This is a genomic window from Streptomyces sp. NPDC096176 (assembly GCF_044763255.1).
GTDB lineage: Bacteria > Actinomycetota > Actinomycetes > Streptomycetales > Streptomycetaceae > Streptomyces.
On record NZ_JBIWFV010000005.1, the window covers coordinates 600,800 to 615,113 of the forward strand.

Annotated in this window: 15 protein-coding genes; 11 read left to right on the forward strand and 4 right to left on the reverse strand. The window is 70.0% G+C overall.

Annotated features, from left to right (window positions below):
* Positions 1–113: 113 nt before the first annotated feature.
* The 3 genes from ACIQ7Q_RS17570 to ACIQ7Q_RS17580 all read right to left on the reverse strand — a co-directional run bounded on the left by ACIQ7Q_RS17570 (position 114) and on the right by ACIQ7Q_RS17580 (position 1,961).
* Positions 114–437 (reverse strand): helix-turn-helix domain-containing protein, encoded by a 324-nt coding sequence (locus ACIQ7Q_RS17570; RefSeq protein WP_403862067.1) that lies wholly within the window; start codon positions 435–437, stop codon positions 114–116.
* 166 nt (positions 438–603) lie between these two features.
* Positions 604–1,020 (reverse strand): ATP-binding protein, encoded by a 417-nt coding sequence (locus tag ACIQ7Q_RS17575; RefSeq protein WP_403862070.1) that lies wholly within the window; start codon positions 1,018–1,020, stop codon positions 604–606.
* 134 nt (positions 1,021–1,154) lie between these two features.
* Positions 1,155–1,961: an SAM-dependent methyltransferase gene (locus ACIQ7Q_RS17580; protein WP_403862073.1), complete on the reverse strand. Its 807-nt coding sequence runs from the start codon at positions 1,959–1,961 to the stop codon at positions 1,155–1,157.
* A gap of 189 nt (positions 1,962–2,150) precedes the next feature.
* Here ACIQ7Q_RS17580 and ACIQ7Q_RS17585 point away from each other — a divergent pair, with 189 nt between their 5' ends.
* The 7 genes from ACIQ7Q_RS17585 (at position 2,151) to ACIQ7Q_RS17615 (ending at position 9,778) form a co-directional block, all read left to right on the forward strand.
* Complete coding sequence (locus ACIQ7Q_RS17585) at positions 2,151–2,321, forward strand: hypothetical protein (protein ID WP_403862075.1); 171 nt, start codon at positions 2,151–2,153, stop codon at positions 2,319–2,321.
* 349 nt (positions 2,322–2,670) lie between these two features.
* Positions 2,671–2,979 carry a hypothetical protein gene (locus ACIQ7Q_RS17590; protein WP_005315450.1) on the forward strand — a complete coding sequence of 103 codons (309 nt, stop codon included), beginning with the start codon at positions 2,671–2,673 and terminating at the stop codon, positions 2,977–2,979.
* Positions 2,980–3,109: 130 nt separating this feature from the next.
* Positions 3,110–3,976, forward strand: a complete 867-nt coding sequence (locus tag ACIQ7Q_RS17595; RefSeq protein ID WP_403862078.1) for a hypothetical protein — start codon at positions 3,110–3,112, stop codon at positions 3,974–3,976.
* Entirely contained in the window at positions 3,966–5,267 is a 1,302-nt protein-coding gene (locus ACIQ7Q_RS17600) for a hypothetical protein (RefSeq protein WP_403862081.1), read from the forward strand. Before ACIQ7Q_RS17595 ends, ACIQ7Q_RS17600 begins: the two co-directional genes overlap by 11 nt.
* Positions 5,264–6,820 (forward strand): SCO6880 family protein, encoded by a 1,557-nt coding sequence (locus tag ACIQ7Q_RS17605; protein ID WP_403862083.1) that lies wholly within the window; start codon positions 5,264–5,266, stop codon positions 6,818–6,820. The genes ACIQ7Q_RS17600 and ACIQ7Q_RS17605 overlap by 4 nt, the downstream gene beginning before the upstream one ends.
* An 11-nt stretch (positions 6,821–6,831) precedes the next feature.
* Entirely contained in the window at positions 6,832–8,244 is a 1,413-nt protein-coding gene (locus tag ACIQ7Q_RS17610) for an ATP-binding protein (protein WP_403862086.1), read from the forward strand.
* A 1-nt stretch (position 8,245) separates the two neighbouring features.
* Positions 8,246–9,778 (forward strand): type VI secretion protein, encoded by a 1,533-nt coding sequence (locus ACIQ7Q_RS17615; protein WP_403862088.1) that lies wholly within the window; start codon positions 8,246–8,248, stop codon positions 9,776–9,778.
* Positions 9,779–9,835: 57 nt separating this feature from the next.
* Here the strand turns inward: ACIQ7Q_RS17615 and ACIQ7Q_RS17620 are convergent, their stop codons facing one another.
* Positions 9,836–10,375, reverse strand: a complete 540-nt coding sequence (locus ACIQ7Q_RS17620) for a GNAT family N-acetyltransferase (protein WP_403862090.1) — start codon at positions 10,373–10,375, stop codon at positions 9,836–9,838.
* A 131-nt stretch (positions 10,376–10,506) separates the two neighbouring features.
* Here ACIQ7Q_RS17620 and ACIQ7Q_RS17625 point away from each other — a divergent pair, with 131 nt between their 5' ends.
* Genes ACIQ7Q_RS17625 through ACIQ7Q_RS17640 form a run of 4 tightly spaced genes read left to right on the forward strand, consistent with a single transcriptional unit; the run spans position 10,507 to position 14,220 of the window.
* Positions 10,507–11,463: an ABC transporter ATP-binding protein gene (locus ACIQ7Q_RS17625; protein ID WP_403862093.1), complete on the forward strand. Its 957-nt coding sequence runs from the start codon at positions 10,507–10,509 to the stop codon at positions 11,461–11,463.
* Positions 11,460–12,230 (forward strand): ABC transporter permease, encoded by a 771-nt coding sequence (locus ACIQ7Q_RS17630; protein ID WP_403862096.1) that lies wholly within the window; start codon positions 11,460–11,462, stop codon positions 12,228–12,230. Before ACIQ7Q_RS17625 ends, ACIQ7Q_RS17630 begins: the two co-directional genes overlap by 4 nt.
* Positions 12,231–12,277: 47 nt before the next feature.
* A complete protein-coding gene (locus tag ACIQ7Q_RS17635; protein WP_403862099.1) occupies positions 12,278–13,549 on the forward strand; it encodes a sensor histidine kinase in 1,272 nt (423 codons plus the stop codon).
* The gene (locus ACIQ7Q_RS17640; RefSeq protein WP_403862102.1) at positions 13,546–14,220 is read left to right on the forward strand and encodes a response regulator; all 675 of its coding nucleotides are present in this window, start codon (positions 13,546–13,548) and stop codon (positions 14,218–14,220) included. The genes ACIQ7Q_RS17635 and ACIQ7Q_RS17640 overlap by 4 nt, the downstream gene beginning before the upstream one ends.
* Positions 14,221–14,314: the final 94 nt, after the last annotated feature.

Below are 14,314 nucleotides of genomic sequence, written 5' to 3' on the forward strand. Positions count from 1 at the left end.
TGTGATCACTGACCGGTCCCTGACGACCGTTCGACCCGCCGGCGCGGGCGGCGTCTCGAGTCGCCCCACGGTCTTCGCCGTGCCCGCCTCCGTTGAGGTGCGCGGGAGGCACCTCACGGGTGCGGGACGCCGCCGGGGCCGCGGAAGGTGATCCGGTAGGCACTCGGCGAGATGCCCAGCGCCGCGGGGAAGTGCTGGCGCAGATTGGCCGCCGTGCCGAACCCCGCCTGCTCGGCGATCCGGTCGACCGGCAGGTCCGACTCCTCCAGCAACTCCCTGGCCCGTTCCAGGCGTTGCACGATGCCCAGCTCGATGGGGAGCAGTACCTGGCGGGCCAGGTCCGCGACGCGGTGCGAAACATGGAGCTTTCGCGGTCCCAGTCGTGGGTCAGCTCCCAGCCCCGCCCCGCAACTGCTGTCGCAGAGGCTGGGCTGCACCTTCCGGCATCCGAGGACTCGCGACCCGATCCACGTCAAGCGGAACGACTCCACGACCACCTGTTCGTCGACGCGTACGCCGAGTGCGGGCGTGTCCTCGCCGGCTACGACTCCACTGCCGAACGGACGGCCGACTGAATCCCGGCACGCCGGCCGCACGCGGCGATCAGTCCCCCTCGACCACCTCCACCCACAGGAGCTTGCCTCCCTGATGGAGGGTGGTCGCCCCCCAGCTGTCGGCGCACATCTCCACGATGCGCAGGCCTCTGCCGCGCTCGGCGTCCGCATCGGGCGGGGCGGTCGGGTCGCCCTTGAAGGGGGGCGGGATCTCCGGGTTGGCGTCCCACACGCCGATCCGCAGCCGCCCCGGCGCGGGCTCGCGGAGCCGCAGACCGCAGGTGCCCTCGGCGTGCTGCAGCGCATTGGTGACGAGTTCGTCGGCGAGCAGCTCCGCGGTCTCGACGAGCGCACCGAGGCGGTGGGCGTGAAGCACCGCGCGCAGGGTGTGGCGCGCTACGCCCGGGGCGCGGGGGTCGTGCGGGAGTTGGAGGGCGTAGGTCCAGGGCGGGGACACGGTGGCCATGGAAGTCTCCTTGCCGACAGGGCGGTTGGGGTGTGATACGTGCCCGGTGACCGAATCGCTCCGCCGAGCGGGTACTTCCGTGCCGCACTCCCCGGGCCCGCGCCACCGTCGCGCCACCGTCGCGCTCCTCGTGCCTACGGTTTGCGGCCCACCCCGCCGTACATCGCGACCTCGTCCGGCGCCGACGGATCGGACGCGTCCGGGCGCCACCGGTTGCACGAGACCACGCCCGGCGGCAGGAGTTCCAGGCCGTCGAAATAGTGCTCCACCTGATCCGGCGTGCGCTGGGTCAGACGAGGAGTGCCGTGTTCGTTCCAGAACGCCACGGCCGCGTCCACGTCCGGCATCGACGGGCTGGTGATCGTGTGGGACAGCACAAGATGGCTGCCGGACGGCAACGCGTCCATGACGCGGCGCACCACGCCGTACGACTCCTCGTCGTCCTCGACGAAGATGACGACCCCCAGCAGCATCAGTGCGACCGGCTCGGAGAAGTCGAGCGTCCTGGCCGCCTGCGCCAGGATCGCGTCCACGTCCCTGAGGTCGGCGTCGAGATAGTCCGTGCGGCCTACCGGCGTGCCCGTCAGCAGTGCTCGGGCGTGGACGAGGACGAGCGGGTCGTTGTCCACGTAGACGATCCGCGCGTCGGGCGCGACGCTCTGGGCGACCTGATGCGTGTTGTCGGCGCTCGGCAGTCCGGTGCCGATGTCGAGGAACTGCCGGATCCCCGCCTCCGCGGCGAGGTACCGCACGGCACGCCCCAGAAACTTCCGGTCGGCCAGGGCGTAGTCCCCGATGCCGGGGTGCAGCGCACGGATCTCGTCACCGACCGCGCGGTCGACCGGATAGTTGTCCTTCCCGCCGGTCCAGTAGTTCCAGATCCGGGCGGTGTGCGGGCGCGTGGTGTCGATGCGGGCGGCTGTGTACGCGTTGTCGGTCACCCGCCGCAGCGTAGGCAACTCCGCCTTGGTACAACAGGGTTGAGCCGACCGGGGTTCACGCCTGACGCCCCGCGGAACTGGTCTGGACCAGTAGCCGCTACCCTGTGTCACGCGGCCCGGAAGGCCGCGATCAGATCCCCTCCGGTGACCACGGCAGGGGCCGGCATCACAGCACCACAGGAGCACCACGTGAAGAACGCTGCGAGCGTGACGGACGCACCCGCCACACAGGACGCGCGCAACGGGGGAGAGACGGAACGCCGCGGCGGCGACTCCGGCGGCATGGCGGCAACGGTGACGTTCATCGCTCTGCTCGCCCTCGCCCTGGGTCTGCTCGGCTACATGGTGGCCAGCGGCTGACCCTGCGGGCCGACCCTCCAGAGGGAGGCGGCAGAGTAACGCGGCGGCACGGATCCGGACGGATCCGCGCCGCCGTCGTCGCATCCGGCGCGAACCACCCCAAAGGTGGAACAACGACAGTCATTGCTCGAAGTCACCCTCCGTGATACACAGAGTAACCATGCACACACTCGCACGGCCACGGGACGCGCCGCCGCAGGTCAGGGCAGCCGGTTCGGTCATACGTGCGGAGATCGGGTAAAGAGACCCTCCAAGTCGGCATACGCGGGCGGTTTCATCAGCGAAGATAGAACCAGGCCCGCGCCGAGGGGCGTGGGCGGCGAACAACCCAACAGGGGCGGTGAGTTACATGATCCTGGCAGCCGAAAAAGGCGACATCACCACCATCATCGGCGGAATCGCCCCGAACTGGGGGCCGTTCGGGAGCCTGGGCAACGAGGCGCGAGTGATGATCGAGGTCGTGATGGCCATTGCCATCCTCCTGTGCCTCGGCATCGCGATCTGGGGCGCGGCCAAACAACGCATCGGCGCGACGGCACTTCGCGACACGTTCAGCGCCGAACAGGGCAAGGGCCTGATCGTCGCCGGTCTGACCGGCGTCTTCATCATCGGCTCACTGGGGACCTTGTTCACCATCGTCTACGGGATGGCTGTCTAAGCGCCCGTCAGTCCTCTCCGGGCATGCCCGGGCCCACCGTTCGAGGTTGCGTCTCCCTGATGTCGAGTCACCACACCGCGCCGACACGGCAAGCAGTACGTCCACCACTGGTTGAGGGGGCCTGGGCGACATGAGCCTCGGCGACGATCACGGCTATGGCGGCGCGCCGGGCGGCCGTACGAGCGAGGACTTCGGCGGCTCGGGCCAGACCCGCACCCGCCTCCCGGGCAACACCGACACCGACATCTACGGCGGCGCACGGCGCACCGGGCGCGGCAGCTCGCGGTCGCTCGTCGCGGTGGTGGGTGTGGTGGTCCTGCTGATCGCGGCGATCGCCTTCGCCAACCAGGGCGGGGGCGGAACGGACGACGGCGCGTCCGGCGAGGCCGGCGGCAAGGGCCCGTCGGCCCAGCCGACGGCCGCGTCGGGCGTCCGCCCGGTGAAGGGCAACGAAGGCGGCATCCCGACGGGGTACGCGCGGGACGAGCAGGGGGCGCAGAGCGCGGCGGCGAATTACGCGGTGGCGCTTGTTTCGGCGGACATCCTCAAGCCCGACCGGCGTCGCGAGATCGTGCATCAGCTCTTCCTGCCCGAGAAGGTCTCTGAGCTGCAAGCCAACCTCGATCAGGCCTACGACCAGCCGTTTCTGGACAAGCTCGGCCTCGACGCGAACGGCAACGCTGCCCCCGGCATGACTTACGTGTCGCGTACCTCGCCAGTCGGAACCAAAGTCACCGCGTACTCCAGCGCAAGTGCAACGGTGGAGGTGTGGTGCACCGGAGTGTTCGGCACCGCCGGCGTCAGCTCCACCAACCCCGTGACCAACGACTGGTTCACCATGACGCTGAAGCTGCGCTGGACCGAGGCGGACTGGAAGGTCGAGAGTTTCTCCCAGAAAGACGGCCCCGCACCGGTGAACGCGGACCGTACAGCTTCCAATGCCGACGAAATCGCCAAGGCGGTCGAGCAGTACGGAGGGTTCACGTATGCCCGGTAGCCCACGGCGCGCGCTCTCGTTCGCAGCCGTTTTTGCCGCGATCCAGTCAGCAACAGTACTCACGGCAACGCGCGTATTCGCGGCCCCGACACCAACACCCACACCCAGCGACCAGGACAAGTGCGACCTGATCGTCGGCCCCGCCCGCGACTACTGCGAAGACGGGGAAGGCCCCGCCAACCCCGGGCGGTCCCCCCTCGACGACCCCACCGCCGCCCTCGACCCCCTGTCCTCCCTCGCTCGTGGCTGCGCCGACGCCGCCGTGTGGACCATCGGGAAGCTGTCCCAGGCCGTGGAGTCGACCGCGACCGTCGACTTCACGAACCTGACCTTCCTCGCCCACTACGCCATCGTCTTCGCCGCTGCCTCGATCCTCACGATCATCCTGTGGCTGCTGGCCGTCGCCAAGCGGGCGATCCGGGGTGTGCCGTTCATGACCGCGGTCTCGGAGGCGATCGGCTTCCTCTGGCTGACCGTTCTCGCGTCCGCGTTCACGCCGCTCATCCTTTTCACGATCGTCTCGGTGACCGACAGCGTCACCGAGGTCATCGCCGGCGGCTCGTCCGATCAGACGGACATGTTCTTCGGGAACTTCGCCGACGCGCTCAAGAAGGGCGACGACATCGGCGGCGGGCCGATCATGCTGATCGTCGTCTCGCTCGTCACGATCCTCGCCGCCGGTGTGCTCTATCTCGAGCTGTTCATCCGTGCGGTGCTGCTGTACGTCGGCGCGCTCCTCGGCGTCGTCGTCTACGCGGGGCTCGTCGACAAGAACATGTGGGGGCACGTCCGCCGCTGGGCCGGGATCATGATCGCAATCATCCTGGTCAAGCCGGTGATCGTGATCGTGCTCGGCCTCGCGGGTGCGCTCTCCGCCGACGACGGGCCGAACTCGTTCTCCGCCGTCGTCTCCGGGCTCGCGATCATCCTCCTCGCCATCTTCGCCTCCGCGATGATCTACCGTTTTGTCCCCGGTTTCGGCGACGAGATCGCCGCGTCCCGCAACAACCGCATCCAGAACGGCGCCGAGAGCAAGGCGGCCGCCGTCATCAGCTCTCCTGCGGCGCTCGTGTCGCAGGGCATCAAGACGCACAGCACCCGCGGCAACCAGAACACCGGCGGGGACGGCGGTGGCGGTCCCCGCCCCGCCAACGCCGTCAGCGGCGGCGTGGCCGCCCACAGCAGCCGCACCGCGAACCCGGGCGCCGCCGCGCCCGCGCCGCGTAACAGCGCCCCGACCAGTGGCACCCCGCACAGCAATCGCAACAGCACAGGAGGTGGCCGGCGTTGACGACCCAGTCCCAACCGATCACGCCCCGCCGCACGTACCTCATCGGCCGGGCTCGGCCGAATGCGGTCATCGGCAAGAACCGCGAGACCGGCGAGATCGCGCTGATCATCGCCGGCGCGTTCCTCGGCATGATGAGCGGGCTGCTGGTCCCCGTCCTGTCCCTGCGGATCGTTCTGCTGATGGGCTTCCCGATGCTGGCGCTCGCCGCCGTGTACGTGCCCTACAAGCAGCGCACCTTCTACAAATGGTTCGAGATCAACCGCAGCTACAAGCGTTCGCTCCGCGGTGGCCGCACGCTCTACCGCTCCGGTGCCGTCGAGGCGGGCACCCGGTTCGACGGCCGGGAGGTCGAGGTCGGGCCGCCGCCGGGCATCGGCCGTATCAACTGGCTGGCGGCGCCGTTCGGCCCGGACGAGATCGCCGTTCTGCTGCACGCGGACCGCCGCACGGTCACCGCCGCGATCGAGATCGAGGGCCCGGGCGTCGGGCTGCGGGACAGCGAGGACCAGGAGGCCCTCGTGGACCGCTTCGGCACGCTGCTGAAGCATGTCGCCAACGGTGACGGCTTCGTGACGCGTCTTCAGGTGCTGGCGCGTACGCTCCCCGCCGACCCGGACGCGCACGCCAAGGACGTCGCCCAGCGCGGCAACGCCGCTTCGCCCGCCTGGCTCCAGCAGTCCTACGAGCAGCTGCAGTCGATGGTGTCGACGTCCAGCGAGCAGCACCGCGCCTACCTTGTCGCCTGTATGCACTACTCCCGCGACCTGGCCGCGGAGGCGCACACCATGGCCCGCGCCGCCCGGCACGCGTCCGGCGCCAAGCGGCTCGACAAGGACGCCGGTCTCGCCGTCGTCATGGCGCGCGAACTCACCGACATCTGCGCCCGGCTGGCGGAGGCCGACATCCGGGTACGGCAGCCGCTCGGCCAGTCCCGGCTCGCCTCCCTCGTCCACTCCATGTACGACCCGGACCATCCCATCGACCACATCCAGGCGATGACAAAACGGAACGCCTGGCCGGCCGAGCTCGACGCCGTCGAGCCCACCTACCTCCAGGCCAAGACCCGCGAGTCGTCGACCCGCGCCCCCTGGTGCCACTCCACCGCGTGGGTGAAGGAATGGCCGATGACGCCCGTCGGCGTCAACTTCCTTGCCCCGCTGCTCGTCCACACCCCCGATGTGATCCGTACGGTCGCCGTCACCATGGACCTGGAGCCCACCGAGGTCGCCATCGAGCGGATGCTCACGGAGAAGACCAACGACGAGGCGGATGCCAGCCGCGCCGCCAAGATGAACCGGACCGTCGACCCTCGCGACATCGCCGCGCACGGTCGGCTCGACCAGCGGGGTGAAGATCTCGCGAGCGGTGCGGCGGGGGTCAACATCGTCGGGTACATCACTGTGTCGTCGCGTTCGCCCGAGGCCCTGGCCAGGGACAAGCGCACGATCAGGGCCTCCGCCGGCAAGTCGTACCTGAAGCTGGAGTGGTGCGACCGCGAGCACCACAGGGCCTTTGTGAACACCCTGCCGTTCGCGACCGGCATCCGCCGATAGGGGCCCGTGTGATGCGAGATCCGCTGTCCGTCCTCACGGATGCCTTCACCTCCTTCCTCTTCGGGAAGGTGGAGACCACCCGGCTGCCCGTCCGTACCTCCACGGGCCAGGCACAGGCCGTCTACCTCCCCACCGCCGCGCCCGGCCTCGGCGACTCGGGCGTGATCATCGGCCGTGAGGTCTACAGCGGCAAGGGCTACATCTACGACCCCTTCCAGCTGTACGGGCAGCAGCTGCCCGCCCCGCACTGGCTGGTGCTCGGCGAGTCCGGCAACGGCAAGTCGGCGCTCGAGAAGACTTATGTACTACGGCAGTTGCGGTTCCGCGACCGCCAGGTGGTGGTGCTCGACGCGCAGGGTGAGGACGGCGTCGGCGAGTGGAACCTCATCGCGCAGGAGCTGGGAATAACCCCCATCCGGCTCGACCCGATGACTGCCCTCGACGGCGGTATCCGCCTCAACCCGCTCGATCCGTCGATCACCACGACCGGCCAGCTGGCGCTGCTGCGCACCATCATCGAGGTCGCCATGGGCCACGGCCTCGACGAGCGGGCCGGCTTCGCGCTCAAGGTGGCGCACGCGTTCGTCAACCAGAGCATCACCGACCGGCAGCCGGTCCTCACCGACATCGTGGAACAACTGCGGCACCCGGAAGCGGAGTCCGCGGAGGCGATGAACGTCGACATAGACGACGTACGCGCCTGGGGCCTGGACGTGGCGCTGGTGCTGGACCGGCTCGTCGACGGCGACCTGCGCGGCATGTTCGACGGGCCGACCACCGTCGGTATCGACCTGGACGCACCACTGATCGTCTTCGACCTGTCGCACATCGACCGCAACTCCATCGCGATGCCGATCCTGATGGCGATCGTGGGCGTGTGGCTGGAGCACACCTGGATCCGCCCCGACCGGAAGAAGCGCATCTTCCTGGTGGAGGAGGCCTGGCACATCATCAACAGCCCGTTCGTCGCGCAGCTCTTCCAGCGACTGCTGAAGTTCGGGCGCCGGCTGGGTCTGTCGTTCGTGGCAGTGGTGCACCATCTGTCCGACGTGGTGGACGGCGCCGCGGCGCGGGAGGCGGCGGCCATCCTCAAGATGGCGTCCACCCGGACGATCTACGCGCAGAAGGCCGACGAGGCCCGGGCCACCGGGCGGGTGCTGGGGCTGCCTCGCTGGGCGGTCGAGATCATCCCGACGCTCACGCCCGGTATCGCGGTGTGGGACGTCAACGGCAATGTCCAGGTGGTCAAACACCTGGTGACCGAGGCGGAGCGACCACTCGTCTTCACCGACCGCGCCATGACGGAGTCCTCGGGCCCGGCGGTGCCCGAGCACGTCCAGGCCGCGGAATGGGAGGCGGAGCAGCGGGCGCAGCTGATCGAACAGCAGCAGTTGGACGAGTCGTCAGAGTCGACGGTGGCCTGAGATGTACGAAGGCGGCCGTCCGGAACGGGGCCGGGTGCAGCGTGGGCGCGGCGGGGGTGTCCCCGACGGTCTGTTGGTCGGGCTGCTCGGCTTCCTTCTCGGCCTGACGGTGCTGGTGTGGTCGGCGACGGGCCTCGCGGGCCTCTTCGCGCACGGCGCGTGGCCGACCGGCGTCACCTTCACCAACACGCCCCCAGCGATGCGGGCACTGGTCTCCGCCCCGCACGACCTGGTCGGCGCCTGGCCCGCCACCCCACCGGCGGAGCTCTCCGGGTACGGGCTGTTCTGGGGCCTGCTGATCGGTCAGTTGATGGTGCTGATCGTGCTGACGGTGTTCACGCTCGGCACGGTGGCCCGCTGGCGCGCGGTCCGCGCAGCGGCACGGGAGGGCGAGGACGTACGCAGCGGGAGACGCGAGCCGGGGTCGGAACCGTATCGGCCTCGCGTACCTGACCTGCCTGCCATGCAGCAGGAGCGTGCCGTCGCACAGCAGGCGCCCGCCCCAGGCCCGGTCGTGGCGACGGCCCCCGAGACGCGGGCGGGGGAACTGCCGCCCACAGCGCCGCCCCCCATAGCGCCGCTCGCGACCGTCCCCGCTCCCCGTGCCCGTACGCCCCGTGTGCTGTACGGCGACCCCGCCGCCCGGCGCCCCGCCGCCCTCCAGGCTCTCCTGGACGCCGAGGGTCCCGCGCTCGTCGTCACCTCCGACCCCACGGTGTGGGCCGAGACCAAGGACGCCCGCGCCAAGCTCGGCCCCGTGCTCGTCTACGACCCCGGGCATCTGTGCGACACACCGGCCCGCCTCCACTGGTCGCCGACCGCCCACTGCGAGGACGACCGGTCCGCGGCCGCCCGCGCGGCCGCCCTCCTCGCTCCCGTACGCCCCAGGGCACTCGTGGACGCCACCATGGCGGACACTGCGGAAACGCTCCTGCGCTGCTGGCTGCACGCCGCGGCCGTGGACAAACGCCCGTTCCGCCAGGTCCACCGCTGGGCCCAGGGCAGCGGCGCCCACGAGCCCGTCCGCATCCTCCGCACGAACCCCAAGGCCACCGCCGGACTCGCCGGCCTGCTCGAGTCGGCACTCACCGCGTATCCGCAACGGCGTGAGGTCGCACAGCAGTTGGTGATCCGTGCTCTCTCGGCGCTCTCCTCGGTCCACATCCGCGAGGCGTGCGCGCCGAACCGAACCGATTCGCTCGCCTTGGAATCATTCGCGAAAGAAGCGGGCACGCTTTATGTGGTGGGGGAACCGATCGAGGACCCTCGCACCCACCCCGGAGCGATGCCTCTGTTGACGGCATTCGCCTCAGACGTGGTCGAGCACGGCCGCCGCATGGCCGCACGGTCATCCGACGGTCGGCTCGACCCACCAATGACCCTCGTGCTCGACGACGTCGCGGCCGTCGCTCCGCTCCCCCTGCTCCCCGAACTGCTGGCTACGGGCCGGGACCAGGGCATGCCCGCCATCGTCCTGCTCCGCTCCGCCGAGCAGGCCCGCGCCCGCTGGTCCGGGCCGCTGCCTCTGTCCTGAGAGCCGCGGTCCGGCAGTCCGTTCCTCCGCCTGCCCGGTCCGGGTGCCGGCCTGTCCCTACCGCCGGACCTCGTACTCGAGCGCCATCTCGTCGTCCGGCACGGGAGCCGTGTCACCGCTCGGGACGAAACCGACCTTGCGGTAGAGCGCCGCGGCCCGCACGTTGTCCGAGTGGAAGAGCAGTCGCACCCGCTCGACCGGCGGCGACTGAAGCCCCCACGACCATTCCAGCGCTGTCCGGAACAACGCCTCCGCGAGCCCGCTCCCGCGCGCCTCCGCCCGTACGAACACCCCCACCACGTGCGTCTGCTCGACCGGTGCCGGCTTCCCGATGCGCGACTCGCCCTTGTGCTCGACGAGCACGGACACCGTGCCGTCCCACCGGCCGCCCGGCGCCTCCGCGACGAACTGGACGACGTCCTCCCCGGCCGCTGCGGTCGAGGTGCGCTCCTGCCAGAAGGAGTCGGGGTGCGCGGCTGCCTGCTCGTACGACTCGTAGAACGCGATCGGGGCAAGGGGGTCCTGGAGGGCCGCGAGCCGAAGGTCCCGTGCCCGGTCCCACTCCTCGGCGCGCACGCGCCGGATGACGTGTTCCATCCCCTGATACTGGCCCTGACGTGCACCACCGAGCAACGCCGTTTCCCCGTCGTACCCCGGTACTACGCCCGGCCAGCTCTGCCGACTCCGGTCGGACGCCCGGCCGTCCGCTGCTTCGTAGCGTCGACGACATGACCACGCCCCACGGCATCGAAGCCGTCGAACTCACCAAACGCTACGGCGCGAAGACCGTCGTCACAGATCTCACTTTCTCTGTCAGGCCGGGCTCCGTCACCGGCTTCCTCGGACCGAACGGCGCAGGCAAGTCCACGACCATGCGCATGCTCCTCGGCCTCGACGCCCCCACCCGCGGCCACTCCTCGATCGGCGGACGCCCCTACACCGCTCACCCGGCACCGCTCACAAAGGTCGGCGCCCTGCTCGAGGCCCGATCGATCCACCCCGGCCGCACCGCGCGCAACCATCTGCTCGCCCTCGCCCACACCCACGGCATCCCGGCCGCCCGTGCCGACGAGGTCATCGGTCTGACCGGACTGACCGACGTGGCCGGACAGCGGGTCAAGGGCTTCAGCCTCGGCATGGGGCAGCGTCTCGGCATCGCGGCCGCGCTCCTCGGCGACCCGACGACGCTCATCCTCGACGAACCCGTCAACGGCCTCGACCCGGAAGGCGTCCTCTGGATCCGGACTCTGCTGAAGTCCCTGGCCGCCGAGGGCCGCACGGTCCTCGTCTCCTCCCACCTCATGAGTGAGATGGCGCTCACCGCCGACCACCTCGTCATCATCGGCCGCGGCCGGCTGCTCGCCGACACGACTGTCGAAGCGTTCATACGGGACTCCGGCGCGTCGGCCGTGAAGGTGGTCTCCCCCGACGCCGCCTCGCTCGCCGCGCTCCTCGCCGGCCCCGGCGTCGACGTCGAAGCAGCCGGTCCCGGCGAGCTGCTCGTACACGGCACGGACAGCGGGACAGTCGGCCGCACCGCCGCCGCGCACGGCATCGCCCTCTACGAACTCACCCCCGTCACCGCCTCGCTGGAGCAGGCCTTCATGGACCTCACACACGACGCGGTCGAATACCAGGCCGCTCCTGTCGCAGGAGCCGACTCGCTCGAAGGAGCCGCAGCGTGAACACGTACCGACTGACTCCCGCCCGCGTCCTGCGCTCGGAATGGCACAAGCTGTGGACGCTGCGCTCGACCTGGATCACGCTGCTGACGGCGAGTTCCCTGACGCTCGGCATCGGGCTGCTCATGGGCGGCACCTACGAATCAGGCGGCGGAGACGGTGACGTGGACACCGTCGTACTCACCCTCATCGGGCTGCAGCTCGCGCAGATCGCCTTCGCCGTCCTCGGCGTCCTCGTCACCGCGGGCGAGTACTCGACCGGCATGATCCGCGCCTCCATGACCACCGTGCCGCACCGGCTTCCGGTGCTGTGGTCCAAGGCAGCGGTATTCGCAGCGGTCACCTTCACCGTCAGCCTGGTCACAGCCTTCGTCACTTTCCCCGCGGCGCAGCTCCTCTTCGCGGGCACCGACCAGGAGGCATCACTCGGCGACCCGGGCGTGTTCCGCGCCCTGGTGGGCAGTTCCACCGGTCTCACGTTGCTGGGGCTGATCGCCCTCGGGCTCGGCGCGCTGCTGAGGTCGGTTCCAGGGGCCATCGGCGCGTTCATCGGCGGCGTCATGGTCCTCCCCGAGGTGGTCACCATGATCCCTTCCGATGTCGTGGCGGACGCCGTGGAGTACTTCCCGGTCAATGCTCTGGAAGCTCTCACTTCGGCGGAGGCCGTGCCAGGTGCGGCGTCTCCGGGCGCGGCACTGCTCGCGCTGACCCTCTGGGCGGCGGGAGCACTGGCCGTCGCCGGTGCGATGCTGAGGCGCCGGGACGTCTGAGCCGGGGACGTACGAGCCGGGGGACGTACGAGGATGTGGGAGTGCGCATGGCTCAGCAGAACCACCGACCGACGTCCGGCCCCGCCCCGGAGGGCTGGTCGACGGGCGCCCAGCCGCTCACACGCCGACTGCAACGCCTGACTGCGCGACTGCGCGCCTTCGACGACCGCCGCCCGCTGGTCTGGGACCTTCACCTCACCTGTGCGTTCGTGCTCGCCGCGATGGTGGACGCGACGGGCGGCTGGCGGAACGTCGCCTTCAACCTCGACGTGCCGCTGTGGCTCGTCGTCGCGATGAGCATCGGCTTCTCCGTGCCCCTGCTGTGGCGGCGCAGCCATCCGCTCGCCGTGCTGCTGCTGATGCTGCCGTTCTCCCTGGCGAACGGCGCGAGCGGCGCCCATCTGCAGGCCTCGTTCCTGCAGATGATCGCCGTCTTCAACATCGCGCTGCGCCTGCCGCTGCGCACCCTGGCGGTCTGCTTCGGCACGGTGCTCGTGCCGCTGGCAGTGGGGGCGACGTGCTACCCGGTGGGGAGTTGGGACCAGCAGTTCGTACCGATGCTGTACAGCTTCGCCCTCGTGGCACTGCTGGGCCTCGCGGTACGCTCCCGACAGGAGTACACGGCCTCCCTGGTCGAGCGGGCCCGGCAGCTCGAGGTCGAACGCGACCAGCAGGCACGGCTCGCGGCAGCCGCCGAACGCACTCGTGTCGCCCGGGAGATGCACGACATCATCGGCCACAACCTCTCCGTCATCACCGGCCTCGCCGACGGCGGTTCCTACGCGGCAGCCAACTCCCCCGAACGCGCCGCCCAGGCACTCGAGGCCATAGGCACCACCAGCCGCCAGGCCCTGACAGAACTGCGCCGGCTCCTCGACGTGCTCCGGGACGAGACCTCGGCTGCCGCAGAGCTCTCGCCACAGCCCGCCCTCGCCGACCTGGCCCAACTGGTCGAAGGCGTAAGGGCGGCGGGCCTTCCCGTGCAGCTCACCGTCGAGGGCGGTCCCGAGGCACTCGCCGCAGGCCGCCAGCTCGCCGTCTACCGGGTGGTGCAGGAAGCCCTCACCAACACCCTGAAGCACGGCGGACCGCAGGCGACGGCGACGGTGGATCTGGCGTACGGGAGCGGTGGCGTGACAGCCACGGTCACGGACACCGGCGCCGGTGCTTCTGCCCGGCCGGCCGCTGCCGGTCGCGGGTTGGCCGGGATGCGGGAACGAACGAGCATGTACGGCGGCACACTTGAGGCCGGTCCGCTGCGCCGGCCTCCCGGAGGCTGGCGCGTCCACCTCCACCTCCCGAAGGAAACCGACCAGTGACGACCGTGCTCATCGCCGACGACCAGCCCATGCAGCGCTTCGGTTTCCGGATGCTTCTGGAGAGCCAGAACGACATGACGGTGGTGGGCGAGGCGGGCAACGGCACCGCGGCCGTGCGTTCAGCAGCCGAACTCAACCCGGACGTCGTCCTGATGGACATCCGCATGCCCGGCCTCGACGGTATCGAGGCCACCCGCCGCATCGTCGCCTCCGGCTCCCGCACCCGCGTGCTGATCGTGACGACCTTCGACCTCGACGAGTACGCGTACAAGGGCCTGCGTGCCGGCGCCAGCGGGTTCCTCATCAAGGACGCGCTGCCCGAGGAACTTCTCTCGGGCATCCGCGCGGTGGCCGCAGGCGACGCCGTCGTGGCCCCGAGCCTCACCCGCCGCCTCCTCGACACCTACGTCCAACACCTTCCGGAAACCGGTCCGGGCACATCGGCGTCTTCCGTCGTCGACGCACGTCTGGCAAGGCTGACGGAACGGGAGCGGGAAATCCTGACGGTGATCGGCCAGGGCTGGACAAACACAGAGATCGCGAGCCGGCTGCACCTGGCGGAGTCGACGGTGAAGACCCATGTGAGCCGCATCCTGGCGAAGACGGGGGCCAGGGACCGGGTCCAGGCGGTCATCCTGGCGTACGACACCCAGCTGGTGAAAGCGTCCTGAAACGCAGAAAAGCCCCGCACCATGACGGTGCGGGGCTTTCCCACAATGATTGTTCGGCGGCGTCCTACTCTCCCACAGGGTCCCCCCTGCAGTA